Annotated in this window: 19 protein-coding genes and 1 tRNA gene; 12 read left to right on the forward strand and 8 right to left on the reverse strand. The window is 46.8% G+C overall.

What is annotated here, in order from left to right; genetic code table 11:
- The first annotated feature begins 12 nt into the window (after positions 1 to 12).
- Positions 13 to 2,268 carry a DNA gyrase/topoisomerase IV subunit A gene (locus DWZ44_RS16760; RefSeq protein ID WP_117761589.1) on the forward strand — a complete coding sequence of 752 codons (2,256 nt, stop codon included), beginning with the start codon at positions 13 to 15 and terminating at the stop codon, positions 2,266 to 2,268.
- 125 nt (positions 2,269 to 2,393) lie between these two features.
- On the opposite strand, the gene DWZ44_RS16765 is transcribed toward DWZ44_RS16760, so the two are convergent.
- Positions 2,394 to 3,794, reverse strand: coding sequence for a citrate/2-methylcitrate synthase (locus DWZ44_RS16765; RefSeq protein WP_117805361.1), 1,401 nt, complete (start codon positions 3,792 to 3,794; stop codon positions 2,394 to 2,396).
- Between the two features lie 311 nt (positions 3,795 to 4,105).
- Between DWZ44_RS16765 and DWZ44_RS16770 the strand changes: the two genes are divergently transcribed.
- A tRNA-Thr gene (locus DWZ44_RS16770) sits at positions 4,106 to 4,178 on the forward strand.
- A gap of 192 nt (positions 4,179 to 4,370) precedes the next feature.
- On the opposite strand, the gene DWZ44_RS16780 is transcribed toward DWZ44_RS16770, so the two are convergent.
- The gene (locus DWZ44_RS16780) at positions 4,371 to 5,018 is read right to left on the reverse strand and encodes an epoxyqueuosine reductase QueH (protein ID WP_117510219.1); all 648 of its coding nucleotides are present in this window, start codon (positions 5,016 to 5,018) and stop codon (positions 4,371 to 4,373) included.
- 110 nt (positions 5,019 to 5,128) lie between these two features.
- Between DWZ44_RS16780 and DWZ44_RS16785 the strand changes: the two genes are divergently transcribed.
- From DWZ44_RS16785 to asd, 7 genes are all read left to right on the forward strand, one after another.
- A complete protein-coding gene (locus tag DWZ44_RS16785; RefSeq protein WP_117510218.1) occupies positions 5,129 to 5,899 on the forward strand; it encodes an ABC transporter ATP-binding protein in 771 nt (256 codons plus the stop codon).
- Positions 5,886 to 6,737: an ABC transporter permease gene (locus tag DWZ44_RS16790; protein WP_243002135.1), complete on the forward strand. Its 852-nt coding sequence runs from the start codon at positions 5,886 to 5,888 to the stop codon at positions 6,735 to 6,737. Before DWZ44_RS16785 ends, DWZ44_RS16790 begins: the two co-directional genes overlap by 14 nt.
- A 16-nt stretch (positions 6,738 to 6,753) precedes the next feature.
- Complete coding sequence (locus DWZ44_RS16795) at positions 6,754 to 7,050, forward strand: hypothetical protein (protein ID WP_022463012.1); 297 nt, start codon at positions 6,754 to 6,756, stop codon at positions 7,048 to 7,050.
- Positions 7,047 to 7,985 (forward strand): DNA/RNA non-specific endonuclease, encoded by a 939-nt coding sequence (locus tag DWZ44_RS16800; protein ID WP_117510217.1) that lies wholly within the window; start codon positions 7,047 to 7,049, stop codon positions 7,983 to 7,985. Before DWZ44_RS16795 ends, DWZ44_RS16800 begins: the two co-directional genes overlap by 4 nt.
- A gap of 71 nt (positions 7,986 to 8,056) precedes the next feature.
- Positions 8,057 to 8,950 (forward strand): recombinase family protein, encoded by an 894-nt coding sequence (locus tag DWZ44_RS16805; RefSeq protein WP_055228577.1) that lies wholly within the window; start codon positions 8,057 to 8,059, stop codon positions 8,948 to 8,950.
- Between the two features lie 193 nt (positions 8,951 to 9,143).
- A complete protein-coding gene (gene argH / locus DWZ44_RS16810) occupies positions 9,144 to 10,523 on the forward strand; it encodes an argininosuccinate lyase (RefSeq protein ID WP_055228597.1) in 1,380 nt (459 codons plus the stop codon).
- 87 nt (positions 10,524 to 10,610) lie between these two features.
- On the forward strand, positions 10,611 to 11,696 hold the full coding sequence (gene asd, locus DWZ44_RS16815; protein ID WP_022463016.1) for an aspartate-semialdehyde dehydrogenase: 1,086 nt from the start codon (positions 10,611 to 10,613) through the stop codon (positions 11,694 to 11,696).
- Between the two features lie 183 nt (positions 11,697 to 11,879).
- On the opposite strand, the gene DWZ44_RS16820 is transcribed toward asd, so the two are convergent.
- The 6 genes from DWZ44_RS16820 to DWZ44_RS16850 all read right to left on the reverse strand — a co-directional run bounded on the left by DWZ44_RS16820 (position 11,880) and on the right by DWZ44_RS16850 (position 19,050).
- On the reverse strand, positions 11,880 to 12,890 hold the full coding sequence (locus DWZ44_RS16820; RefSeq protein WP_022463017.1) for a GGGtGRT protein: 1,011 nt from the start codon (positions 12,888 to 12,890) through the stop codon (positions 11,880 to 11,882).
- 25 nt (positions 12,891 to 12,915) lie between these two features.
- Positions 12,916 to 13,608, reverse strand: coding sequence for an iron-sulfur cluster assembly scaffold protein (locus DWZ44_RS16825; protein ID WP_022463018.1), 693 nt, complete (start codon positions 13,606 to 13,608; stop codon positions 12,916 to 12,918).
- A gap of 224 nt (positions 13,609 to 13,832) precedes the next feature.
- A complete protein-coding gene (locus DWZ44_RS16830; protein WP_117805362.1) occupies positions 13,833 to 14,498 on the reverse strand; it encodes an acyltransferase in 666 nt (221 codons plus the stop codon).
- 48 nt (positions 14,499 to 14,546) lie between these two features.
- Complete coding sequence (locus DWZ44_RS16835; protein WP_117805363.1) at positions 14,547 to 16,649, reverse strand: DNA topoisomerase; 2,103 nt, start codon at positions 16,647 to 16,649, stop codon at positions 14,547 to 14,549.
- The gene (locus DWZ44_RS16840; protein WP_055228581.1) at positions 16,646 to 17,404 is read right to left on the reverse strand and encodes a formate/nitrite transporter family protein; all 759 of its coding nucleotides are present in this window, start codon (positions 17,402 to 17,404) and stop codon (positions 16,646 to 16,648) included. The genes DWZ44_RS16835 and DWZ44_RS16840 overlap by 4 nt, the downstream gene beginning before the upstream one ends.
- A gap of 446 nt (positions 17,405 to 17,850) precedes the next feature.
- Positions 17,851 to 19,050, reverse strand: coding sequence for a helix-turn-helix domain-containing protein (locus DWZ44_RS16850; protein WP_117510214.1), 1,200 nt, complete (start codon positions 19,048 to 19,050; stop codon positions 17,851 to 17,853).
- A 220-nt stretch (positions 19,051 to 19,270) separates the two neighbouring features.
- Here DWZ44_RS16850 and DWZ44_RS16855 point away from each other — a divergent pair, with 220 nt between their 5' ends.
- The 3 genes from DWZ44_RS16855 to DWZ44_RS16865 all read left to right on the forward strand — a co-directional run bounded on the left by DWZ44_RS16855 (position 19,271) and on the right by DWZ44_RS16865 (position 25,711).
- Positions 19,271 to 21,721: a beta-galactosidase gene (locus tag DWZ44_RS16855; RefSeq protein ID WP_117805364.1), complete on the forward strand. Its 2,451-nt coding sequence runs from the start codon at positions 19,271 to 19,273 to the stop codon at positions 21,719 to 21,721.
- 92 nt (positions 21,722 to 21,813) lie between these two features.
- Positions 21,814 to 23,247 (forward strand): MFS transporter, encoded by a 1,434-nt coding sequence (locus DWZ44_RS16860; protein ID WP_243002136.1) that lies wholly within the window; start codon positions 21,814 to 21,816, stop codon positions 23,245 to 23,247.
- Positions 23,248 to 23,362: 115 nt separating this feature from the next.
- A complete protein-coding gene (locus DWZ44_RS16865; protein WP_117802450.1) occupies positions 23,363 to 25,711 on the forward strand; it encodes a GH36-type glycosyl hydrolase domain-containing protein in 2,349 nt (782 codons plus the stop codon).
- Positions 25,712 to 25,757: the final 46 nt, after the last annotated feature.

Below are 25,757 nucleotides of genomic sequence, written 5' to 3' on the forward strand. Positions count from 1 at the left end.
GGACAAAGGAAGATGAAAGAAAAATCAGAAGATCAGATTATACGGACCGAATATTCTGAGGTCATGCAGAAATCTTATATTGATTATGCGATGAGCGTCATCATTTCCCGAGCGCTTCCGGACGTGCGGGACGGTTTAAAGCCGGTACAGCGCCGTACTCTGTATGACATGTATGAGCTCGGCATCCAGTACGACAAGCCGTTCCGAAAGTGCGCGCGTATCGTCGGCGATACGATGGGTAAATACCATCCGCACGGCGACAGTTCCATTTACGATGCTCTTGTCGTAATGGCACAGGATTTCAAAAAAGGGCAGCCGCTTGTGGACGGTCACGGAAACTTCGGGTCGATTGAGGGTGACGGTGCCGCTGCAATGCGATATACCGAGGCGAGACTGCAGAAAATTACACAGGAGGTCTATTTAAAGGATCTCGACAAAGACGTTGTCGATTTCGTACCGAACTTCGACGAGACGGAAAAAGAGCCGTCTGTTCTGCCGGTGCGCGTGCCGAACCTTCTGTTGAATGGCGCAGACGGTATCGCTGTCGGTATGGCAACAAGCATTCCGCCGCACAACCTGTGTGAGATTGTGGATGCGGTCAAGGCCTACATGAAAAACAACGACATCACCGTTAAAGGTCTGATGAAATACATCAAAGGACCGGATTTCCCGACCGGCGGTATTGTCGTCAATCAGGATGACCTGCTGTCGATCTACGAAAAAGGTGTCGGAAAGATTAAAATCCGCGGAAAAGTGGAAGTGGAGAAAGGCAGAAACGGAAAGCAGTATCTTGTGATCACCGAAATTCCGTACCCGATGATCGGTGCGAACATCGGAAAGTTCCTGAACGATGTGGCGGGGCTTGTGGAGAGCAAGAAAGCGCCGGAAATCGTCGACATTTCCAACCAGTCCTCGAAAGAAGGAACACGCATCGTGCTCGAACTGAAAAAAGGCGCGGATGTGGAGCGGATCACGAATCTGCTGTACAAGAAAACACGTCTGGAAGATACGTTCGGTGTCAACATGCTCGCCGTGGCAGATGGAAGACCGGAGACGTTAAGCCTTAAACAGGTGATCGAGCATCACGTTGATTTCCAGTTTGAAGTGGCAACCCGCAAATACCAGAACCTTCTCCGCAAAGAGATGGAGCGCCGCGAGGTGCAGGAAGGTCTGATCAAGGCATGCGATGTGATCGATCTGATCATTGAGATCCTGCGCGGAAGCAAGACACAGAAGCAGGTCAAAGAGTGTCTGATTATGGGAGTGACCGATGGTATCCGCTTCAAATCAAAGTCAAGTGAGCGTATGGCAGCACAGCTCTGCTTTACGGAACGCCAGGCAACGGCGATTCTGGAGATGCGTCTGCAGAAACTGATCGGACTGGAAGTGGAAGCACTCTTAAAAGATCATGAGGCGACTGTGGCGAAGATTACAAAGTACGAGGATATCTTAAATCATTACGACTCGATGTCGGAAGTTATTATGGAAGATCTGACGCAGATAAAAAAAGAGTACGGCCACAAGCGGAAAACGGCGATTGAAAATGCTGAGGCGATTGTTCTTGAGGAGCCGAAGGTCGAGGAGATGGATGTTGTCTTCCTGATGGACCGCTTCGGTTATGCGAAGACGATCGATACGTCTGCTTACGAGCGGAACAAAGAGGCTGTGCACAACGAGAACAAATATGTGTTCCAGTGCAAAAACACCGATAAGATCTGCGTCTTTACGGATCTTGGCATGATGCACAGCATCAAAGTAATGGACATCCCGTATGGAAGATTCCGTGACAAGGGAACGCCGATCGACAACCTTGGAAATTACAGCAGCCAGAAGGAGCAGATGATTTACGTCGATGCACTGGAAAATATCAAGAACAATAAGCTGCTGTTCGTCAGCGCGGCCGGTATGGTAAAACTTGTCGATGGATCCGAGTTTGATGTCGTAAAACGAACGATCGCGGCGACGAAGCTTTCATCCGAGGAGGACCGTCTGATTCTTGCCGAGGTCTGCCAGGAGCAGGAGTATGTGGTTCTGCAGACGAAAAACGGTGTCTTCCTGCGCTTCCTTACGAGTGAAGTGCCGGAGAAGAAAAAAGCAGCCGTTGGTGTGCGTGGTATCCGTATGGCAGAGGACGACGCGGTAGAGCATGCGTATCTGCTGGCAAGCCGGATGGATTACACGATCACGTATCACGACAAAGAGATTTCTCTGACAGCGAAGATTAAGCTGGCAAAACGAGATACCAAGGGAACAAAGATCCGGGTATAACGCAGAGTTTTGTTTATAACCATGAGAAGCACGCTCCGCGGGTTTTTCGAGAGATCACTTGGCAATAAAAGGACACCTGCCCGATACCAGAACGGTACGGGCAGATGTCCTTTTTGCATAATTTTTTAGTTATTTGAAAAACTGTGGGAAGTCTTTCTTGGGGTTCTTCTTTCAATGGCAACGTACGGACGATGATGACCGACATATTTATAAGCCGGACGGATGATCTTTCCTTCGTTGACAAGCTCTTCGATCCGGTGTGCGGACCAGCCGGAGATACGGGAGATAGCAAAGATCGGGGTGTAGAGCTCTTTTGGAAGGCCAAGCATTGTGTAGACGAAACCGCTGTAGAAATCAACATTTGCACAGACTGGTTTGAGCAGACGGCGCTTTTTGGCGATACACTCGCCGGCAATGCGTTCTACAGACTCATAGCGAGCAAATTCTTTCTCGCGGTGCTTCTCAGCGGAAAGCTTCTTTGCATATTCTTTCAGAATCACACAACGTGGATCGGACAGGGTATAAACAGCATGGCCCATACCATAGATAAGACCAGTTCCATCGAATGTTTCACGATCAAGCATTTTGGTCAGGTAGGTGCGCAGTTCGTTTTCGTCTTCCCAGTTTGTAACATTCTCTTCAATATTTTCAAACATCTCCATAACCTTCAAGTTGGCACCGCCGTGGCGCGGTCCTTTTAAGGAACTTAAAGAAGCCGCAACAGCAGAGTAGGTATCGGTTCCGGAGGAGGAGACAACGTGTGTCGTAAATGTTGAGTTATTTCCGCCGCCGTGGTCTGCGTGAAGAATTAACGCAACATCGAGAACCTTTGCCTCCAGAGCAGTGTATTCTCCATCCGGGTGAAGCATCTGCAGAATGTTTTCAGCCATCGACAGCTCCGGTTTCGGATTTCGGATGATCAGGTTCTGGTTTTCGTGGTAGTGGCGGTATGCATGGTAGCCGTAAACGGCGATCAGCGGCATTTTGGCGATCAAACTCAAAGCCTGGCGGAGGACGTTCGGAATGGAAATGTCATCCGGCTTTTCGTCGTAGGAATACAGGGTCAGCACACAGCGCTGCAGAGTATTCATCATGTTTTTGCTGGTGGCCTTCATGACAACGTCGCGGACAAAAGTGTCCGGCAGCTCGCGGTAGATACTTAAAATTTCGTTGAAATCATTTAACTGCGGTTCTGTCGGAAGAGAACCGAACAGAAGAAGATAGGTAATCTCTTCAAAACCGAAGCGTCGTCCTTCCATACCTTTGATCAGATCTGCGACGTTATAGCCCTGAAAATAGAGACGGCCATCGGTCGGAACTTTTTCGCCGGTGCGCTCATCAATATCGAAGCCGATAACATCGGAAATTTCGGTCAGGCCGGTGAGAACACCTTTACCGGTGGAATCACGCAGTCCCCGTTTTACATCGTACTCAGTGTATAAAGATAAATCAATCTTTCCGGAATCTTTCGTATACTCTACAAGCTGACTGAGCTTGTCTTCCAGATTATCGTATTGCATGGTCATGACAACAGCCCCTTTCTTCCTTTAGTTAAAAACTATACTTACTTTTTTGGCGGTTGTCAATGCTTTTCTTTCAAAATACATTAATTTTTATAAGGAAAAGTGATGGTTTTCCTTAATTTTTGAAAGCAAGGACAAAGTTTATGCATAAAATTTGCGTCAGGGATGTGAAAACAACAAGGATGAAAACGGCAGGAAATCAGTGGGGCGGAACAAATTCTAGAAAAAGATTCATAAATTTCAAAAAAATGCTTGCAATTTCAAAAAAATACGGTATAATAATGATTGTGTCATTCAGAAAATGAATTTCACAGGCCGAAATAGCTCAGCCGGTAGAGCACTTCACTCGTAATGAAGGGGTCGTCAGTTCGAATCTGATTTTCGGCTTATTCTTTAGAAACCCGCAGGACGTAAGGTTCTGCGGGTTTTCTGGTATCATGAGAAATATGACAGAAATACGAACGCCCTTTGCAGGAAAAAGATCTGCTGCAAAGGGCGTTTGCTGTTACAAGTTTCAGGAAAATCAGTTCGTACAGCATATCCTGACGGAGCTTTTGGCCGGACACTTCAAAGAGCACATCAGCTGTTGCCATTTTCCTGTGCTGCCACCCGTGCGTCGCGTTCCTGGCGGGAAAAGACGCAGCCGCAGTAGTCCTGGCGGTAGAGACCGTATTCATGGGAAAGTTCGATGGAACGCTGGTAGCCGCCCCGTTTCTTGAAATCTGAATTGAGATATGGGATCCCGTATTCGGCGGCAAGCCGTTCTCCGATTTCATTCAGCTTTTCCGCGTTTTTCAGCGGGCTGATGGAGAGGGTTGTTGTAAAATAGTCGAGTTTGAGCTGCTTTGCCATTTCGGCCGCTTCGCGGAGCCGCATTTCATAGCAGACAAAACAGCGCTCGCCGCCCTCCGGCACATTTTCCATCCCGCGTGTCAGCTCATAGAACCGGTCAGAATCGTACGGGCCGGGGCAGAAGGAAATCGGATGCACGGCGGGAAGAGAATGGATCAGACGCTGCTGTTCCTCCACGCGGTGCTCGTACTCCGTCGGCGGATAGATGTTGGGATTATAGTAAAAGAGCGTAATGGAAAAATACTGCGACAGATATTCCAGCACGTAACTGCTGCACGGCGCACAGCAGCTGTGCAGCAGCAAGGTCGGAACTTCACCGTGAAGTCCTGCAATCTTCGCATCCAGCTCCTTCTGGTAATTTCTTTTATTGGCCATAATGTATCTTCAAACCTCCTGGTATCTTTCAATCCTTTCTATTATAGCCTCAGCGCGGCTGGGATGCAAGCTGCATATGATATCTTATAGATAGAGGAGGATGCAAAAAAATGGATGATCAAATCCTGTCATTAGAGCATATATCACTGTCCTATCACACCATGAAAGGAGAAACACCGGCGCTGTGCGATCTGACCTTTTCGGTAAAAACGGGGGAATTTGTTGCTCTTGTCGGACCGAGCGGCTGCGGAAAGAGCACGATCCTGAACTTGATTTCCGGTCTTTTAAAGCCGGAGGCGGGAACTCTGCTGAGCCGCGGACGGCCGATCACGGAGGCGGATCTCCATATCGGCTACATGCTGCAGAGAGACCACCTGTTTGAATGGCGGACCATCTACAGCAACGTTCTGCTGGGCCTTGAGATTTCGCGCACGCTGACACCCGAGCGGAAAGAAAAAGTCGGGGAGATGATGGAGACATACGGCCTGAAATCCTTTTCCAATGCCCGTCCGTCCGAACTTTCCGGCGGTATGCGGCAGAGGGCGGCACTGATCCGTACACTGGCGATGGAGCCGGATCTTCTGCTGCTTGACGAGCCGTTCTCCGCTCTCGACTACCAGACGAGGCTGAACGTCTGTGATGATATCGGAAAGATCATCAAAAAAGAGGGAAAGACAGCAATTCTCGTGACACACGATATTTCGGAGGCCATCAGCATGGCGGACCGTGTGATTGTTCTGGCGGCACGGCCGGCATATGTGAAAAAAAAGATTCCGATCCGGTTTGCGATGGAGGAGCGCACGCCGATGAAAGCGCGCAGTGCGCCGGAATTTAAAACGTATTTCAATGCCATCTGGAAGGAGCTGAATGAAAATGCGTGAGCAGGCAAAAACGCCGGAGAGCAGCTTTCAGAGGGCGTATCTCCGGCAGAAAAAAAGAGAACGGGAGCGGGTGCGGGTGTTTCGGGCTTTGCTTCTCGTCAGTTTTCTGGTATTATGGGAGGTGGCGGCGGATCTGAGATGGATCGATCCGTTTATCTTTTCCAGCCCTGTGCGGGTGGGAAAAACGTTCGTGACCCTGCTGACGGAGCAGAACCTTCTGCGCCATATCGGGATCACGGTGTATGAGACGGGAATCAGCTTTCTGCTCGTCTCGGCACTTGGCATGGCGTTCGCTGTGCTTTTGTGGCTCTTTCCGCGCTTTTCTGCGGTGATGGAGCCGTACCTGGTAGTCCTGAACAGCCTGCCGAAATCGGCGCTCGCCCCGCTTCTCATTGTGTGGATGGGGGCAAACGTGAAAACGATCATCACGGCCGGCATTTCCGTTGCGATATTCGGCTCGGTGATCAGCATTTACAGCAGCTTTCAGAGTGTGGAGCCGGATATGCTCCGCCTGATTGCAACACTCGGCGGAACGAAGAAGGATATGCTGTTCCGCGTCGTGCTGCCGTGGTCGTTTCCGGGGCTGCTCGCCGTGTGGAAGGTCAACATCGGCCTGTGCCTCGTCGGTGTTGTAATCGGAGAGTTTATCGGGGCAAGAGAGGGGCTTGGCTATCTGATTATCTACGGCAGTCAGGTGTTCAGATATGCACACGCAAGAGAAGGGAGGATGACAGATGATTGGAATCGTATGTCTGGAAGAACGAAGAGGAATGCAGTTTGGCGGACGACGCGTTTCGCGGGACCGCGTGGTAACGGAAAAAATCTGCGAACTGTGTGAGGGGAAAACGCTCTGGATGAATCCGGCTTCGGAAAAGCTGTTCGCGGAGCAGAAGGAGAGTGGGAAGGTAACACTTCAGGCGGCGGCAGATTTTCTGGAGCAGGCAGGCGAAGGAGAATACTGCTTTGTGGAGAATACGGGACTGCAGGCTGTGGAAGCGAAGATAGAGAAAATCATCGTTTTCTGGTGGAACCGGCATTATCCGTCTGACCGGAAATTCGACCTGGATCTTTCCAAATGGAATAAAGTGTCCGAGGAGGAGTTTGCAGGCTATTCCCATGAGAAAATAACGAAAGAGGTATATGAGAAATGAAAAAACTAAGAAAACAGCTTCTGCTGCTGGCGGCGCTTCTTGCTCTGACACTGACCGGCTGTGAGGCGCAGGATCTTCTCTCGACGGAGAGAGCAGATTCCGGTTCGGAGGTTACGGCCGCTTATACGATGACGGAATCCCAGATTACCGATCAGGCACCGACGGCCGTTTCAGTTCTTGATGTTCCGGAGTTTTCCGGTGAACCGTATGTCGTTTTAAACGGAAATGAGCCGGATTTTACCGATGAGGAAAAGACGACCGAGTCGTACGAGCATTACAGCGATCTGGACAGCCTGGGACGGTGCGGCGTGGCAGAGGCGAATATTGGCCAGGATCTGATGCCGACGGAGAAGCGCGGCGCGATCGGCCAGGTAAAGCCGACGGGCTGGCATACGGTAAAATACGATCAGGTGGAAGGTAAATATCTGTACAACCGCTGCCATCTGATCGGATACCAGCTGACCGGTGAGAATGCAAACGAGAAGAATCTGATCACTGGAACACGTTATCTGAATGTCGAGGGCATGCTGCCGTTTGAAAACATGGTTGCCGACTACGTCAAAGAGACCGGAAACCATGTGCTGTACCGCGTTACACCAATTTTTACCGGGGACAACCTTGTAGCGGACGGTGTGGAGATGGAGGCACTTTCCATGGAAGATGACGGCGAGGGCATTTCCTTCCATATCTTCGCATACAACAATCAGCCGGGCATCTCAATTAATTATGCAACGGGAGACAGCACGTTAAGCGAAAGCAGCGGAACGATGACGGATCAGCAGGAATATGTCATGAACACATCCAGCATGAAATTCCACCTGCCGTCATGCTCCAGCGTCAGCTCGATTAAGGATGAAAACAAGGCGACATATCAGGGACCGCGCGAGGACCTGATCGCCGAAGGCTATGAGCCGTGCGGACGGTGCAATCCGTAAAAGAAATTACAAAAAGAGGGTCGGAACTTTCCGGTCCTTTTTTCTATATAGTAAAGAGAAGCATCTGGAAAGTGAGACAGGAGATGGAAGAGGAGAAGCTGCGTGCGGTTTATTATGCAAGGTGCAGCACCGAGGAGGAAAATCAGAAGGATGCGCTGGTAAGACAGGCGGCGGAGGCGGAAGAGGCAATCCGGGCAAGAGGATGGAGGCTTGTGGATGCCTACGTGGAGAGCCGCTCCGGTACGAGCCGGAAGGGCAGATGGGAATATAACCGCCTGTACGAGGATCTCGAGCAGAACCGGTTTGATGTCGTCGTAATCAAGTCGCAGGACCGCCTGATGCGGAACACGCGGGACTGGTATCTGTTCGCAGACCGCTTAAACTGCGCCGGAAAGCGGCTGTATTTTTATCTGGAGAACACATTCTATTCGCCGGAAGACGCGCTTCTGACCGGCATTAAGGCGATTCTGGCGGAGGAGTACAGCCGGGAGCTGAGCAAGAAGATGAATCTGGCGCACCAGAAACGGCAGCAGAATAATGGAAAGCCGGTGCTGACCTCAAAAAGTTATGGTTACCGGCGGACGGCAGACGGAGCGATTGAGATCATCCCGGAGGAGGCCGCAGTGAAGCGCCGTATGTACGAACTCTGTGCAGACGGTCTCGGCGGACGGAAAATTGCGGCGGTTCTGGCAGCGGAGGGCGTCCGCAGCCGCGCCGGAAAACCATTCTCTGGAACAGACATTATCCGCATGGTGCGGAATCCCATGAATAAAGGCACCGTAGTCATGAACAAGAAGCATTACGATTTTAACACCGGAAAAACGCTCCCTACACCGCCGGGCGGGCAGTACGTCTATGCGGGGAAAATTCCTGCTATCGTCTCTGAAGAGCTCTGGATAGCGGCAAATCGGGCGGCTGACGAGCGTCTCTGCCGCAAAAAGGTGGGCAAATCTGTTCAGACTTGACTGGGTAATCCTGTCCATCCTGATCCTCTGCCTCGTTGCGGCAGGATTGTACGGCATCTTGGGCTGGCTGGAAAAAAACTACACAAAACGCCGAAATTCGGGAAAGTAGGTGATTTGACTTGCAAAGGAAGGTTGGATGCTTGTATAATAATGCATGATAATTTAAAAAACTTACAGGAAAAGAGGAATGAAAATGGCACAGTTATGGGGCGGACGGTTCACAAAAGAGACCGACAAGTTAGTGTATAATTTTAATGCATCCATCAGCTTTGATCAGAAATTCTATAAACAGGACATCAAAGGCAGCATGGCACATGTAAAGATGCTGGCAAAACAGGGCATCCTGACAGAAGAGGAGAGAGACCAGATTCTTGCAGGACTGGAGGGGATTCTTGCCGATGTAGAGAGCGGAAAACTGGAAATCACCAGCGAATATGAGGATATCCACAGCTTCGTGGAGGCAAACCTGATCGACCGCATCGGAGACGCCGGAAAGAAGCTGCACACCGGAAGAAGCCGCAATGACCAGGTAGCCCTCGATATGAAACTTTATGTCCGCGATGAGATCACCGAGATTGATGCACTCGTCAAAGAGGTGCTGGTAACACTCGAAAAAATCATGGAAGAGAACATTCACACCTATATGCCGGGATTCACCCATCTGCAGAAAGCACAGCCGATCACACTGGCACATCACATGGGCGCATATTTTGAAATGTTCCGCCGCGACAGAGGCCGCCTTGCAGACATCTACAAGAGAATGAATTACTGTCCGCTCGGTTCCGGTGCGCTGGCTGGAACGACGTATCCGTTGGACCGCGCTTACACAGCAGAGCTGCTCGGCTTTGACGGCCCGACCTTAAACAGCATGGATTCCGTATCCGACCGTGACTATGTCATTGAGCTCCTCAGTGCTCTTTCTACGATTATGATGCATCTTTCCCGCTTCTCCGAGGAGATCATCATCTGGAATACCAATGAGTACCAGTTTGTGGACATCGACGACGCATACAGCACCGGAAGCAGTATCATGCCGCAGAAAAAGAATCCGGATATCGCAGAGCTTGTTCGAGGAAAAACAGGCCGCGTTTACGCAGCTCTGATGTCAATGCTCACCACTATGAAGGGAATCCCGCTGGCGTACAACAAAGATATGCAGGAGGATAAAGAGCTGACCTTCGATGCCATCGACACCGTAAAAGGATGCCTGGCTCTGTTCAATGGCATGCTTTCTACCATGCACTTCAAAAAAGACCGCATGGAGAACAGTGCAAAGAACGGTTTCACGAATGCAACGGACGCAGCTGATTACCTTGTTGGAAAAGGCGTTCCGTTCCGCGATGCACATGGCATTGTCGGCCGTCTCGTTCTGTACTGCATTGACAAAGGAATCTCCCTTGATGATATGAAACTCGAAGAGTACAAAGCGATCAGCCCGGTCTTCGAGGATGATATTTATGATGCCATCAGCATGAAGAACTGCGTAGAACGACGCAACACGATCGGTGCGCCGGGAGCAGATGCGATGCAGGCTGTCATCGAGCAGAATAAAAAATATTTACAGGAAAATTGAAAAAACAGTTGCAATTTTGAAAAAATTGGTATAGTATGACATGAGACGCACAAATGTACGCCACAGAAGAACAAGGAGATGAAACCAATGGAGCAGAAATTGAGAGTAGGAATTTTAGGAGCAACCGGTATGGTAGGACAGAGATTTATTTCTCTGCTGGAGAACCATCCGTGGTTTGAAGTTGTGACCCTGGCAGCAAGTCCGAGAAGTGCCGGAAAAACATATGAGGAAGCAGTCGGCGGACGCTGGAAAATGGATACTCCAATGCCGGAAGCAGTGAAAAAGCTCGTTGTGATGAATGTAAATGATGTAGAGCATGTGGCATCTACCGTAGATTTTGTATTTTCCGCTGTTGATATGTCGAAAGATGAGATCAAAGCGATTGAAGAAGCATATGCAAAGACCGAGACACCGGTTGTTTCCAACAACAGCGCACACCGCTGGACACCGGATGTTCCGATGGTAGTTCCGGAAATCAACCCGGAGCACTTCGATGTTATCGAGTTTCAGAAAAAACGTCTGGGAACCAAGAGAGGCTTTATCGCTGTAAAACCGAACTGTTCAATCCAGAGCTATGCACCGGTATTAACGGCATGGAAAGAGTTCGAGCCATATGAAGTGGTTGCAACCACATACCAGGCAATTTCCGGAGCAGGAAAAACCTTCAAAGACTGGCCGGAGATGGAAGGAAACATCATCCCGTTCATCGGCGGAGAAGAAGAGAAGAGCGAGCAGGAGCCGCTTCGTATCTGGGGTAAAATTGAAAACGGCGTGATCGTAAAAGCAACTGAGCCGAAGATCACCTGTCAGTGTATCCGTGTTCCGGTATTAAACGGACACACCGCAGCTGTTTTCGTAAAATTCCGCAAGAAACCGACGAAAGAGCAGCTGATCGAAAAACTGGAGAACTTCAAAGGCCTTCCGCAGGAGCTGAATCTGCCAAGCGCACCGAAACAGTTCATCCGTTACATGACAGAAGATAACCGTCCGCAGGTAACACTGGATGTCAACTACGAGAACGGTATGGGAATCAACGTAGGCCGTTTAAGAGAGGATTCCATCTACGACTGGAAATTCGTAGGTCTGTCCCACAACACGGTCCGCGGCGCAGCAGGCGGAGCAGTACTTTGTGCAGAGACATTGGTTGCAAAGAAGTTTATCGCTGCAAAATAATGCTTAGAATGATATAAAAAACGCCTCTGAAACGTTTTGTGTTCAGAGGCGTTTTTTGTGCATGGATCAAAAGAATATAGTTTGCAGGATATCGAAAGCAGCAAAAAAGAAGCGCCATACGGAAAATCCCGCGGCGCTTCTTTTCTGCTCAAATAATTCTATTTACGCAAGGTTTGGCTAATCTTAGAATTTGCCAGCTTTTGCTGCCTCTTCAACAGCAACAGCTACAGCAACAGTCATACCAACCATTGGGTTGTTTCCTGCGCCGATGAGACCCATCATTTCTACGTGAGCCGGTACAGAAGAAGAACCTGCAAACTGAGCGTCAGAATGCATACGTCCCATAGTATCGGTCATACCGTAGGAAGCAGGACCTGCTGCCATGTTGTCCGGGTGAAGAGTACGTCCTGTACCACCGCCGGAAGCAACGGAGAAGTATTTTTTACCAGCTTCGATACGCTCTTTTTTGTAGGTACCTGCAACTGGATGCTGGAAACGAGTCGGGTTGGTGGAGTTTCCGGTGATGGAAACGTCAACGTTCTCTTTCCACATGATAGCAACGCCTTCGCGAACGTCGTTAGCGCCGTAGCAGTTAACTTTCGCACGCGGTCCATCGGAGTATGCTTTTCTGAATACTTCTTTCAGTTCTCCGGTGTAGTAGTCATATTCAGTCTCTACATAAGTAAAGCCGTTGATACGAGCGATGATCTGAGCAGCGTCTTTTCCAAGACCGTTCAGGATAACACGCAGAGGTTTCTGACGTACTTTGTTTGCTTTTTCAGCGATACCGATAGCACCCTCAGCAGCTGCGAAGGACTCATGTCCAGCCAGGAATGCGAAGCACTCGGTGTCCTCTTCCAGAAGCATTTTACCAAGGTTACCATGGCCAAGACCAACTTTACGCTGATCTGCTACAGAACCCGGGATACAGAAGGACTGAAGTCCCTCACCGATTGCTGCAGCAGCTTCAGAAGCTTTGCGGCATCCTTTTTTGATTGCGATTGCTGCGCCTACAGTGTAAGCCCATTTTGCATTCTCGAAGCAGATTGGCTGAATGCCTTCGATCATTTTGTATACATCAAGGCCAGCAGCTTTTGTAACTTCTGCAGCTTCTTCGATGGAGTTGATTCCGTACTCAGCAAGCTTAGCCAGAATCTGTTTCTCTCTTCTTTCATATGATTCAAATAAAGCCATTTTCCTATCCTCCTAAATTATCTGATTACTCTTTTCTCGGGTCAACGATCTTAACAGCATCAGCAACACGTCCGTACTGTCCGCTTGCTTTTTCGAAAGCTGTGTTTGCATCATCGCCGGCTTTGATGAAGTCCATCATCTTTCCGAAGTTGATGAATTTGTAACCGATAATCTCATCATCTGCATCCAGAGCGATACCTGTTACATAACCGTCGGTCATCTCCAGGTAACGAGGTCCTTTTGCAAGAGTTCCGTACATGGTACCAACCTGGGAACGAAGTCCTTTACCAAGGTCTTCCAGGCCTGCGCCTACAACCAGTCCGTCCTCGGAGAATGCACTCTGGCTTCTTCCGTAAACGATCTGCAGGAAGAGCTCTCTCATAGCAGTATTGATAGCATCACACACAAGGTCAGTATTTAGAGCCTCAAGGATGGTAAGTCCTGGCAGAATCTCAGATGCCATAGCTGCAGAATGAGTCATTCCTGAACATCCGATAGTCTCAACGAGAGCTTCCTGGATAACGCCCTCTTTTACGTTCAGAGTCAGTTTGCAGGTACCCTGCTGCGGTGCGCACCAGCCAATACCGTGAGTGAATCCGGAAATGTCTTTGATTTCTTTTGCTTTTACCCATTTTGCTTCCTCCGGAATCGGAGCTGCACCGTGATGCACGCCCTGGGCAACCGGACACATCATTTCTACTTCGTGTGAATAAGTCATTGTTAAACTCCTTTCAAATATGTACTTATTTGAGCTTTTGTCTTTCGAACGGACTGTTTCCAGCCTGTTCACAGACCTATGGTTATTGTCTCACAAAATTGGTCATTCGTCCAGCATATTTTGATAAAAAATTGCAAAGACCACCGGAAAACGATAAAATTTCCGACGGTCTTTTAAATCAATCGGTTTGGTTTTCTCTCGATAAAAGAAAATTTTTTTAATTATCAGATTTTTTTGATAATTTCTTTCGCATTCTTAAAAATATGACCTGACGGGATCACACCGCGAACACAGGAGAGTGGATAAATGTTGGAATTTCTTCCGACAACCGTTCCCGGGTTCAATACGCTGTTACAGCCGACCTCAACTTCATCGCCGAGCATCGCACCGAATTTTTTCAGTCCGGTTTCGATCTGTTCATCTGCGCCTTTGACAACAACGAGCTTCTTATCGGATTTTACATTGGAAGTAATGGAACCGGCACCCATATGGGCTTTGTATCCAAGAACAGAGTCGCCGACATAGTTGTAATGCGGAACCTGTACTTTATTAAAGAGAATGACATTTTTCAGTTCGGTGGAGTTTCCAACGACAGCGCCTTCGCCGACGATGGCGTTTCCGCGGATAAAGGCACACTGACGGATCTCAGCGCCTTTTCCAATGATGCATGGGCCGTTAATGGAAGCGGTCGGTGCGATCACGGCATCTTTTGCGATCCAGACATTTTCGCCGCGTTTTTCGTATTCTGCCGGATCGAGTGTTTCGCCGAGTTCAAGAATAAAATCTTTAATGAGCGGAAGCACTTCCCATGGATACGTTTTGCCTTCAAAGATTTTTGCGGCAATGGTCTGGGTTAAATCATAAAGTTCAGAAATGGTTGCATCTTTCATGCGTGATTCATCCTTTCTTGTTTTAGTTCCTGTTTATCTTACCACATTTCAGGAGTTCTGTGCGCCTTTTTTTCCGGCGGTGGAATAGGACTTTGCAGAGGAGTCTTCTGCAGCGGTACGTTTCCCGGTACGGGAGCGCGTGGAAGAGGCTTTTCTGTAATACGGCGCGGACGCATCAAAGCTGCTCTTTAGCTGGAACTGATTCCGCAGCTGCTTCACATTTACCGTGTGGCGTGTCACAAAGTTTTCCAGTTTTCCCATATATTCCTCGGAGGTAATGGAGCCTTCCGCTACATAGGTAAGTCCCTTTTCCCAGCTTGCCGTCAGCTCCGGATTCAGAAGCGGGCGGATCGACTGGTGTACGACGTCGTAGATCATTTCGCCAAGCTGTGTCGGGGTGATAACCTGCGTCTTTTTGTTCAGAGCAAGATATTTGATAAAGACAAGCTTTTTCAGAATCTCAGCACGCGTCGCACTCGTTCCGATGCCGCTTCCCTTAATCTGTTCGCGCAGCTCCTCGTCTTCAATGAGCTGTCCGGCATTTTCCATTGCAAGGATCATCGAACCGGAGGTGTAGCGTTTTGGCGGAGAGGTTTCTCCTTCCTTGATAGAAAGGCCGAGAAGATTCAGCTCGCTGCCTTTCTGCAGCTGGGACAGCGCTGCAAGAAAAGAGGGATCGCAAGTCGTCTCGTCCTCCTTTCTGCCCTCGTCGTCCTCCTCTTTCTTACGGAAGAAAGAATACTGCATGGCTTTTAAATAGCCCTCCTGCACGAGAACGCGGAAGTTGGAGAAAAACTGCTCGCCGCCGATTTCGGTGACAAGAGCAACTTTCTGATAGACCGCCGGCGGATAGAAGATACCGAGAAAACGGCGGACAATTGTCTCATAAACTTTTGCGGAGAGTTCCGAGAGGTTCCGCAGATTGTTAAGGCCCTGTCCGGTCGGAATGATTGCATAGTGATCGGTAATCTGTTTATCGTTTGTATAGCGGGTGGAACCAATCTTTTTCCAGCTTTCACCCTGCAAAATTTCATTTGCAAGGCCGCTGCAGATACCGTACTGCTGCAGGCCGCGCAGGTTTTTGCTGATTTCCCTGGCAACGGCAGAAGAAAGCACACGGGCATCGGTTCGCGGATAGGTAACCAGCTTTTTCTCGTAAAGCTCCTGAACAACTTTCAGCGTTTCATCCGGACTGATTTTGAAAAAGCGGGCACAGTCGTTTTGCAGCTCCGCAAGGTTGTAAAGCAGTGGCGCATTTTTATTTTCCTTTTTTCGCTCCATTTTCAGGACATGCGGGATCAGAGGATTCTGCATGCTTAATTCCTCAATCAGTTTCTGTGCGTCCTCTTTTTTCTGGAAGCCGTTCTCCTTATAGAGAAGCGGAGAGTTGAAGTAGCGGCTGCCTTTTACGGCGCGCCATTCCCCCTCAAAATTGCGTCCATTTAAGGAAAGACCGGCGATGACACGGTAGAATGGTGTTTTCACAAAGCTACGGATTTCGCGCTCCCGGCGTACGACCATGCCGAGCACACATGTCATAACACGGCCGACGGAAATAGACTGATATTTAGTGCCGAGATACGATGCGACAGCGCTTCCGTATTTGAGCGAGAGAAGACGGGAAAAGTTAATGCCCATCAGGTAATCTTCTTTGGCGCGGAGATAAGCGGATGCCGAAAGATTGTCGTATTCACTTTCGTCCTTCGCTTCGCGGATACCGCGCAGGATTTCTTCTTCTGTCTGCGAGTCGATCCAGACACGCTTCTGTTTCCTGTCTTTGATACCGGCCATCTGCGCGACGAGACGATAGATGTATTCTCCCTCACGCCCGGAGTCGGTACAGACATAAATGGTTTCAATATCCTCCCGGTGGAGCAGGTTACTCACAATGGTGAACTGCTTTTTTACTTCCGGGATAATTTCATATTTGAAGTTTTCAGGCAAAAAAGGCAGGGTCTCGAGACTCCACCTTTTTAACGCAGGATCATATTTTTCCGGATAGCTCATCGTAACCAGGTGACCGACGCACCAGGTTACGACGGACTGATCCGACTCTAAGTATCCATCCCTGCGCTGCATATTCTGTTTTAACGCTTTTGCGAACTCCTGAGCAACGCTCGGTTTTTCCGCAATGTATAAAGATTTTGTCATTTATCTGCACTCATCATTCGAAGCGGCCAGGCAAGGAGCACACCGCCTCCTATTGCGTTTCCTATAGTTACAATGACCATGCTTTTCAATGCGGCAGTCAGAGAAATGCCGCCTGGGACCAGAAGTGCAGCGGTAACAAAGGTGGCCATATTGGCAACGCAGTGTTCAAAACCGGCAACAACGAATCCGGTGATGCAAAGTATAATCATGAAAAATTTGGCAACTTCATTTTTGCATTTCATGCCGCAGGCAACGGCAAGGCAGACGAAGAAGTTGCAGAGAATGGCACGGAAAAACATTTCTCCGGCAGGAATGGAAAGTTTATTTCCAATAAATCCTGCGTAATAATCGGCAGTACCGGAAGCACCTGCCAGTACGAAAATTACGGAGAGAATCAGGCATCCGACAAAGTTTCCGATGTAGCTTACCAGCCATACTTTTCCAACCTGTGCCCAGGAGACTTTTTTGTCATAGGCCCCAAATGCCATAACAAGATTGTTTCCGGTGAAAAGCTCTGCACCGATAAAAACGATCAGCAGAACCGCAATGGCAAACACAATACCGCCAAGCAGTTTTCCCCAGGCAGGATCTGTACTCTGGAACGTATTGCCTACCACGTTGGAGAAAATCATGGCAACCACGATAAAGAAACCGGCCATGACTGCACGGAGAAAGTATTTCCCCGGGTGTTCTTTCAGCAGCCTTGCTTTGTTTACGGCTGCCTCTGAAAATTTTTGTACGTCATCATAAGGCATAGAATAACTCCTTTCTTATGTCCCGTAGGATGGACATATCCCCTCTCTTTTTGTCCGGGGGATGGTCTTTTTTTCCGAAGCAGCTTGCAAATGCTTCGGATTTCGCGCTTTCAACTTTGGCTATTATAGCATTTCCCGGAAAGATTCGCAATGAAGGAGGAAGAAAAAAGTATATTTCCACAGAAATGTCAGAAAATAAGGGGTAAAACGACAGATTGTATGATGAACTCAGAGGGATTGAAACAAGGATTGAAAGCTTTTTTTATGTTCTGTTTTACAAAGATCTCGGACACAGTGAAATTGTAAACCATGATGATCCGGCGTTTGTGAAACTGGTTTATCATCTGCACTGATGTTCATTCTTAGCAAAAACCTCATCTGCTGTTTTCATACAAAAGATAAAACGGCAGGTGAGGTTTTTGTAATGGGCCTCTGGAAAGGATAAACTAAAGCCGTATAGTATCCATTACACCGGATTTTTTCCGGTATTCTAAAGGAGTCATATGATACTGTTTTTTGAATAAACTCTGAAAATGAGGCTGGCTGGAAAAGCAGAGATAACTGCTGATTTCAGCCAGACTTTTTGTACTGTAGGTTAAAAGCATTTTAGCTTCTTCTAATTTACATCTTGTAATGAAAGCACCTATGGTAAAGCCGAGCTCAGTTTTGAATTTTTTCATCGTGTAGGAAGTACTTTTCTGAATGGAATCCGCGACATCATTCACAGAGATGGATTCGTTTGTATGTGTACGGATAAAATTCATACAGGTATAAACTTCTCTTGAGATTCCAGCAGGGATTTTGGTTTCACCTGCCTGCTGACAAAAATCCAGAATCATGGAGTATTGCAGTGCCTGGATTTTTTCCAGTGACTGCAGTGCCTCGCATTCCTGAATATAAAGATCCAGAAGCTGATATGTTTTTTCAATATCTACTCCTCCCGGAATGGCACCAAGAACAGCGGTTTTGATTGCTGTCACGATAAAAAGATTTTTGGCATGGCGAATCGGGGTTTTTGCAAGTCTGCCTTCTTCTAATTGTAATGTATTATTCTTCAAAAAATTCTGCAAAGCATTTACATTTCCGTTTTGAACAAACTGAAAAAGTTCGCATTCAAACTGGTAAGTGTTATGCATCTTTTTATTTTCCATATTTTCTGTAATGGATTTCAAATGCTGCTGGCTCTGCCGCAATTGCTGGGGTGCACGCTGTCCCAATAATTTCAACACACTGATTTCCTTGTGGTTCACACATTGATGCAGGAAAACAAGATGCTGACAAAATTGGATATGTGATAACCGGGGAATGGAGGCGAGAGCCTCAGCGATTACTTCCTTGTACTTCAGGGGCGTGGCAGAGTCATGCATATAACTGCGGACGAGCTCATCTGTCACAGGAACGGAAAAAACTGGGCCTAAGATGATATATTCACCAGTAGTTTCAATTTGGACAGAGCCATATACAATGTCGGGAGATGCAAAACGAAATTCGGGATTATAATCGGATGGATAAAGCGGATAAGGGCTCTCGGTTGAGATGTGGAGCTGTTCTGATAAAGCAGAGTAAATAGCTCCTGCTTCAGTAATTAGATTCGTAGGAATTCCTGTAACGGCATAGTAATTTTTACAAAAAGTAACATAATTCATATGATATTCTCCTGGTATCTGTGGGATGCAGTGGATCAAATTTTCGTTTGAAAGTTTCTGCAAAGCAATTCACGATTCCTTCACTTCCAAATTTAAAGTATAAAATGGAAAAAGAAAAATAACAATACGAAAACATATAATTTTGTATGTTTTTATGTAATATCTTTCCTTTCATTTTTGATAAAGTGCGATTAGAAAAAAGGAAAGGCGGATCATACGTATGAGACAACCGATTAAAATTAATAAAACGAATCCAAATAAAGGTGTTCTCGATTATTCTTATCTTTTGGATGCACCAGCTGGAAAACATGGATTTGTAACGACAAGGAATGGCCATTTTTATTTTGAAGATGGTGTAAGGGCAAAATTTCTTGGGTTTAATGTGGCTGCAAGATCAAATACCCCGGATCATGAAACCGCAGAGAAACTGGCGGAACGTTTTGCGAGCCTGGGCGTGAATGTGATTCGGCTCCATGCAGCAGATGCCCCAGTCAGCGAAGAACCACGCAGCTGGTCCAGCTGTAAAGAAGCTCCACTTTTAGATTATGAAAAAGGAAACGGGAGAGAATTTCATCCGGAAGGTCTGGATCGATTTGACTATTTTGTCGCAAAATTGAAAGAGCGGGGTATTTACCTTCACATTGATCTTATCGTTGCAAGAGATTTTGTAGAAGGAGATGGACTGGACTACCCAGGAAATGCGGGAAGCTGCATCAAACGTTTTCCCATGTACAATAAACGGATGATAGAGCTGCAAAAAGAATATGCCAGAAAGATTCTCTGTCATGTGAATCCTTATACAGGTCTTGCACTGATTGACGATCCGGCGGTGATCACGGTTCAGATCAATAATGAAGATTCTGCGATTAAAGGAACGATGGACACAGATCAGCGGGAAGAGATGCAGCCATATCGGGATGAGGTACAAAATCGTTTTAACAGCTTCCTCTTGATGAAATATGGAACAAGAGAGCGTCTGAAAGAAGCATGGACGTTTGAAGGAAAATGTGCGCTTGGCGAGGAAGAAGATCCGGAGAAAGGAACTGTGCAGGGAGCCGCAGGTAATTTCTATCAGCCGGAATGCGACCCTTTGGGAAAATGGGAAGAAAATGAAAGTCCGGCCCGCTATGCTGATTTTATGGAATTTGGCATTACGATGAATCGTAATTTTTATCAGGATATGAAAGATTATCTTCATTCCCTTGGAGTAAAAGTTCCGATCGTGACAAGCAATCTGGTTGCCGGTGCAGCGGATGTATATGGCCATACCGACGGGGATTTTATGGAAAATAACAGCTATTTTAATCACCCGCTGCTTCCGATCCAGGAGGCAAATACCTATCTGGTTGCAGGGCCGGCCGAATATGTGTCAACGAACCCGCTGACCATGCAGACAGGAGTTGGTTCTATGGCAACAACACTTTTAAATCTTGCTTCCGTTGCCATTGTAAAAGGAAAACCTTTCATGCTCAGTGAGTGGAACGAATATGGGGAACATCCTTTCCATTCGACAGCATATGTGCACACGGTTGCCTATGCATGCTTGAACGACTGGGACGGACTGATTTTATACAATTATCATACGTCGGAAAAGGCGGACGATCAGCCGGACGATGAAATCTGGAGTGTTTTTGATGTATATAATGATCCGGCGGTTATCTGTCAGTGGGGATTTATGGCATCTGTATTTCTCAAAGGGCTGGTATCGGCGGCTAAAAACCGTGTAGATGTCGTATATACACAGAACGATTTGAAAACACTGCCGAAAATGCACGCAATGCCAACTACTTTTTTACCTTACATCACATGTATGCGAAATGTATTCCTGGACGGAGGGGATACCTATCAGGGAGACGCGGCTGTTGCAGTGAACGCAGGATTTTTGAATGGGGCAGATCTCTCGGAGGCAGAACACGGTGTGTATTATGCATGGTCACCGTATCGTGACGCATGGCGGAAATATAAAGACCACAACAGGCTGAAACAGGCAGCAAAGAATGCAGAAGAGATACGAGAAGGCGTGTATCTGGGAGCACAGGCACTTGTCTTTGATGAAATTCAGAAAATCGCAGGCACAGGAGATTATCGTGAATTTGCTGCAATTCTTGACCGGGCAATGAAAGAATGGAAGATACTTTCGGAGGAATGTGGTCTGGTAGATGGAAAACTGATTTCTGATACAAAAGAGCTGGTGTTTGATCCGGCACATGCCCGGTTCGCAATTCATACACCGTATTGCGGATATTTCAGTGGAAGCCCAGCAGAAAGTCTGCGGCTGTCTGAAAAAATTGAGATCCAGTCAGAAAATGAGCGGATTACGCTGGCACTTCTTCCAGTGGGAAAGGAAAAACTGGAGCAGGCAGAGGAATTTGTGATCACTGCGATGGGAACAACGGGAATGGACAAGACAACGTATCAGGAAGGTGCACAGATGATGGGCTTTCCGTTTACAGCAGTACACTTTCAGGGAAAATTATATGCCGAAACGCTGGAAGGAAGAATCTACGTAAAAGCTAAGGAGGCCGTTCTTACAGCATTAGATCCGACGGGAAATGAAATTGGAAGAATAGAAGGAAAAGAGACAGAAAAAGGAGTATGTTTTCTTTTGTCAGGCAATCTTCCAAGTGTTCAATATAATTTAAAAATAAAAAAAGAATGCCCAAATATATAATATTAAATTGCTATATGTAATAAAAGAAACAAAATACTTGATAGAATACAAGTATAAAACAGCGGCTGTAAAAAACGATGGGAGAAAAAGATATGGGAAAAAAGAAACAAAAAGTCCTCTATGATGCAGACGGGGCAAGAAGAGTTATGAGAAAAACAGATTATATGGCTGATATGGGAGGTCAGTTAGCATTAGGCGTGATGGCCAATCTGGTTGGCCAGCTTACTTACTTTTATACAGATAAAGTCGGCATGGCGGTAGGCGGAGTCGGAATTGCGATGATGATCGCTAAGATTATAGATGCACTGACGGACGTTCTGGTGGGAAATATGATTGACCACTCCAAAGGTGGGAATAAGAAATATTACTCCTGGATGCTGAAAATGGCGATTCCTGCAGCAGTCATCATCATTATGATGTTTACGGTCCCGATTCAGGCAGGACAGACAGCGGCATTGATTTATGTACTGGTTACCAATCTTCTTTTAACAGCAGTTATTTATACTATGATTGCCACACCGTTTTCAGCGGTTATGATTGTGCGTACCAACAGCCAGAGTGAGCGAAGCAATATGGGGCTGTTCCGTGCAGTCGGAAACTACGGTGCCGGAACAATCATTGCTATTATCACAATTCCGGTAACCAATATGCTGGGTGGTACACAGAGTGCATGGATCAAATATGGTGTTGCGCTTGCACTTGGCGTTTTATTACTTTTCCTGATCTGCTACAACAATGGAAGAAAAGCAAAATTTGCTTCGGATTATGAAAGCGAATCGGAAAACGCATCAGAAACAGCACCGGCAGAAACAGAAGAAGAGGAAGCAGTTCCATTTAAAGATGCTATAAAAATGTTATTGAAGAATAAATACTGGGTGATCGTCCTTCTGTTCAATTTGATTACCAATATTACCGCTGCAGTGGCAGCAGCCTCGGGTACATACTATGCAAAATGGATTTTTGGCAACGATAATCTTGTTGCAGTCATAGGAGCGGCAGGTATGCTGGCAACGGTAATCGGATTTGTGGTTTCCAAGCCGATCATTTCGAAGCTGGGTGTTACAAAAACAATTCAGCTTGGGTTAATGGGAGCTGCCATTCCATCCCTGATCCGCTGCTTTATTCCGGAAAACTTTATGGTTTATGCAGCAACCAGCCTTGTGGCGAGCTTTATCCAGATTCCACTGATGTGTCTGTACGGCGTATTAACAGCAATGACGGTAGATTATAACGAATGGAAATATGGAAAGAAATTAGTTGCAATGTCGGGCGGAGCCATAGGATTTGGAAGTAAAGTGGGAAGCGGCCTTGGATCTGTTATCTTATCCGCATTTCTTGCCATTGGCGGATATCAGGCATCTCTGGAAAGTGCAACTGCTTCCATGCGATATTCGATTTATGGATTTTCCAACTATCTTCCGCTGGTTGCAAACCTGGCTATGTTCCTGATTTTTACCAGATTTGATCTGGAAGAAAAATTACCAAAGATGCGGGAAGAAGTACTTGCGAGAAAAGAGAAAAAATAAACGGAGAAACTACAAGGTCGGTACAGGAAAGACTGTACCGACTTTGCAGTTGTCATTCAATTTACAGAAACTGCCAGTGGCAGGCTCTGTAGGTTAAAAATAAGGAGAATTGAAAATGAGCGATACATTATGCAATGAAAAAAAGAAACCTTATACATTTTCAGAAGATGGAAATTCCTGCATTATAACAGAAACCAGAACACCAAGATACTGGTATAATTATCTGTGGAATGAAAATCATTACTGTGCGCAGATTTCCCAGACAGGACATGGGCGCAGCTATTACCTCAGTGAAAAAGCAGATATGTGTATGATGAATCAGGACGATGCAAGATATATCTATCTAAGAGACGAGAAAAGCAAAGAATGCTGGAATATCGGCGAAGGTCCATTAAATACGGAAGTAGAAAATTATCAGTGCGTACACAGCATTGGATCTTCCAGAATCCAGTCTTCTTATCAGAATATTGCAAGTTCCTGGCGGCTGTTTGTACCGGAAGACGGATACCAGGAAGTGTGGACTTTGAAAATAAAAAATACAGGGGAAAGACAGCGCCATCTCAGCATATTTTCAGCAGTCAGCTTTTATCTGGAGGGCTTTTCTTATCCGCGATATTATGAAATGTATCGTTGTATGGAAACAGATTATGATGAAAAGTTAAAGGGTGTATATTGCAGATCCGCACATCCTTTCGCACCGCACAAAAGATACAACGCATTTCTGGCAGCATCAGAGCCGGCATACGCATATGATGGAAATCTGGAAGCATTTTGCGGGACAACCAGTACCATAACAAGGCTGGATGCATCAGCAAGCGCGCTCTTCCAGAGACCGGACATTGTCGTAAAGGGAAAAGACTGTACAAATTCCAAAGCGGCCCTTTTTATTCTGGGCGGTGTGCTGCAGCATAAAATTGTGCTACAGCCAGGAGAAGAAAAAGAATTACAGTTTGTATTTGGAATCAGTGAATCACTTGAAGAGGCAAGGGCGGTATCGGAAAAGTTTTCCAATTCTGCAGTTGTGGAAAAGGAACTTGAAAAAGCAGAAACGCATTATCTGGAAAAATATCGTTCGCTGACCGTGGAAACGCCGGATGAAAAAATCAATCACATGATGAATAACTGGGTGAAAAAACAGGTGGATTTTTGCATTGTCGGGAAAAAAGGAGTCCGCGATAATCTTCAGATTGCAGTTGGCCTGTTAAACTATCGGCAGGAAACAGCAAAAAAAGAGATTCTGGAATGTCTTCGCCATCAGTTTCGGGATGGTCATGGAGTTCTTACGTGGTATCCTTATGATGATACCCGGTATTCCGATCAGCCGTTCTGGATCATATGGGCTGTCTGCCAGCTGATAAAAGAAACGGGAGACTTTTCTATCCTGGATCTGGAGATTGAATGGCAGGATGGAGGGAAGGCGGCTGTTCTGGATCATGTGAAAGCGGCTGTGAATCGATTGCTGCAGGATAAAGGAAAGCATGGACTGGTACGGATTTATTTTGCGGACTGGAATGATGCACTCAATGTTACAACGGATGAATATGCGGAATCCGTAATGCTTTCCCATCAGTTCTGCCTGGCATTGAAGGAATTAGAAGCATTACTGAAGAAAAAAGGCGATCAGGTATATGCCGGAAAAATAGCAGAGGAATATCGTATCTTACGAAACAGCATTAATGCATATGCATGGGATGGAGCGTGGTACATGCGGGCGTTAAGTGATGTGGAGAATATTGGTTCCAAAAACAGCGAAGGAAGCAAAATTTATCTGAACGCGCAGACATGGGCTGTTTTAGGAGATGTTGCAGATGCAGAGAAATTACCAACGATATTAAAAGCAGTGGATTCCATGGAGCATGATTTTGGATTTCCGTTAAATCTTCCGCCGTATCAGAAGTATTCGCCCAATGTAGGGAGAATGTCCGGCATGCTGCCAGGATTGTTTGAAAATGGTGGTGTATACTGTCATGCTACAGGGTTTAAAATTCTGATGGACTGCAAGGTGGGGAGAGGAAGCAAAGCATTCGAAACACTGAAAAAAATTATGCCGGACAGTGATAAAAATCCATCCATGCAATCCGGAGCAGAACCATATGTTTTTACAAACTGTTATTCTACTAATCCCGGATATTATGGAAGATCCTACCAGTCCTGGACAACGGGAACTTCTGCGTGGTGCATGATGGGATTGTACGAAGGAATCCTCGGAATCAAACGGGATTACGATGGACTGCGGATCGATCCGTGTCTGCCGAAAGAATGGGAAAAGGCAGAAGTGACCAGACATTTTCGAGGTGCTGATTATCATGTAATCATCGAAAATCCAGATCATCTGGAAAAAGGAGTGCTTGAAATTAAGACAGATGGAGCAGTTTGCGATATGTCCGACAAAGCAGATGGGTTTGTGCTGCCTGATTTCAAGGATGGAAAAATGCATGAAGTCCATGTTATATTGCGTAAATGAAAAGTCTAATCCCCCAGCTATGCTGGGGAGAATAGAGTAGTCGGAA

The organism is Blautia sp. AF32-4BH, from assembly GCF_003460565.1.
GTDB lineage: Bacteria > Bacillota > Clostridia > Lachnospirales > Lachnospiraceae > Fusicatenibacter > Fusicatenibacter saccharivorans.

Excerpts from the sequence above, each read along its gene's own strand:
- DWZ44_RS16795 (WP_022463012.1), top strand. The coding sequence starts at position 6,754 with ATGAATCCGGCTTCGGAAAAGCTGTTCGCGGAGCAGAAGGAGAGTGGG.
- DWZ44_RS16835 (WP_117805363.1), bottom strand. The coding sequence starts at position 16,649 with ATGACAAAATCTTTATACATTGCGGAAAAACCGAGCGTTGCTCAGGAG.
- DWZ44_RS16830 (WP_117805362.1), bottom strand. The coding sequence starts at position 14,498 with ATGAAAGATGCAACCATTTCTGAACTTTATGATTTAACCCAGACCATT.
- DWZ44_RS16785 (WP_117510218.1), top strand. The coding sequence starts at position 5,129 with ATGGATGATCAAATCCTGTCATTAGAGCATATATCACTGTCCTATCAC.
- DWZ44_RS16855 (WP_117805364.1), top strand. The coding sequence starts at position 19,271 with ATGAGACAACCGATTAAAATTAATAAAACGAATCCAAATAAAGGTGTT.
- argH (WP_055228597.1), top strand. The coding sequence starts at position 9,144 with ATGGCACAGTTATGGGGCGGACGGTTCACAAAAGAGACCGACAAGTTA.
- DWZ44_RS16800 (WP_117510217.1), top strand. The coding sequence starts at position 7,047 with ATGAAAAAACTAAGAAAACAGCTTCTGCTGCTGGCGGCGCTTCTTGCT.
- DWZ44_RS16825 (WP_022463018.1), bottom strand. The coding sequence starts at position 13,608 with ATGACTTATTCACACGAAGTAGAAATGATGTGTCCGGTTGCCCAGGGC.
- DWZ44_RS16850 (WP_117510214.1), bottom strand. The coding sequence starts at position 19,050 with ATGAATTATGTTACTTTTTGTAAAAATTACTATGCCGTTACAGGAATT.
- DWZ44_RS16820 (WP_022463017.1), bottom strand. The coding sequence starts at position 12,890 with ATGGCTTTATTTGAATCATATGAAAGAAGAGAGAAACAGATTCTGGCT.
- DWZ44_RS16765 (WP_117805361.1), bottom strand. The coding sequence starts at position 3,794 with ATGACCATGCAATACGATAATCTGGAAGACAAGCTCAGTCAGCTTGTA.
- DWZ44_RS16860 (WP_243002136.1), top strand. The coding sequence starts at position 21,814 with ATGGGAAAAAAGAAACAAAAAGTCCTCTATGATGCAGACGGGGCAAGA.
- DWZ44_RS16790 (WP_243002135.1), top strand. The coding sequence starts at position 5,886 with ATGAAAATGCGTGAGCAGGCAAAAACGCCGGAGAGCAGCTTTCAGAGG.
- DWZ44_RS16780 (WP_117510219.1), bottom strand. The coding sequence starts at position 5,018 with ATGGCCAATAAAAGAAATTACCAGAAGGAGCTGGATGCGAAGATTGCA.
- asd (WP_022463016.1), top strand. The coding sequence starts at position 10,611 with ATGGAGCAGAAATTGAGAGTAGGAATTTTAGGAGCAACCGGTATGGTA.
- DWZ44_RS16760 (WP_117761589.1), top strand. The coding sequence starts at position 13 with ATGAAAGAAAAATCAGAAGATCAGATTATACGGACCGAATATTCTGAG.
- DWZ44_RS16865 (WP_117802450.1), top strand. The coding sequence starts at position 23,363 with ATGAGCGATACATTATGCAATGAAAAAAAGAAACCTTATACATTTTCA.
- DWZ44_RS16840 (WP_055228581.1), bottom strand. The coding sequence starts at position 17,404 with ATGCCTTATGATGACGTACAAAAATTTTCAGAGGCAGCCGTAAACAAA.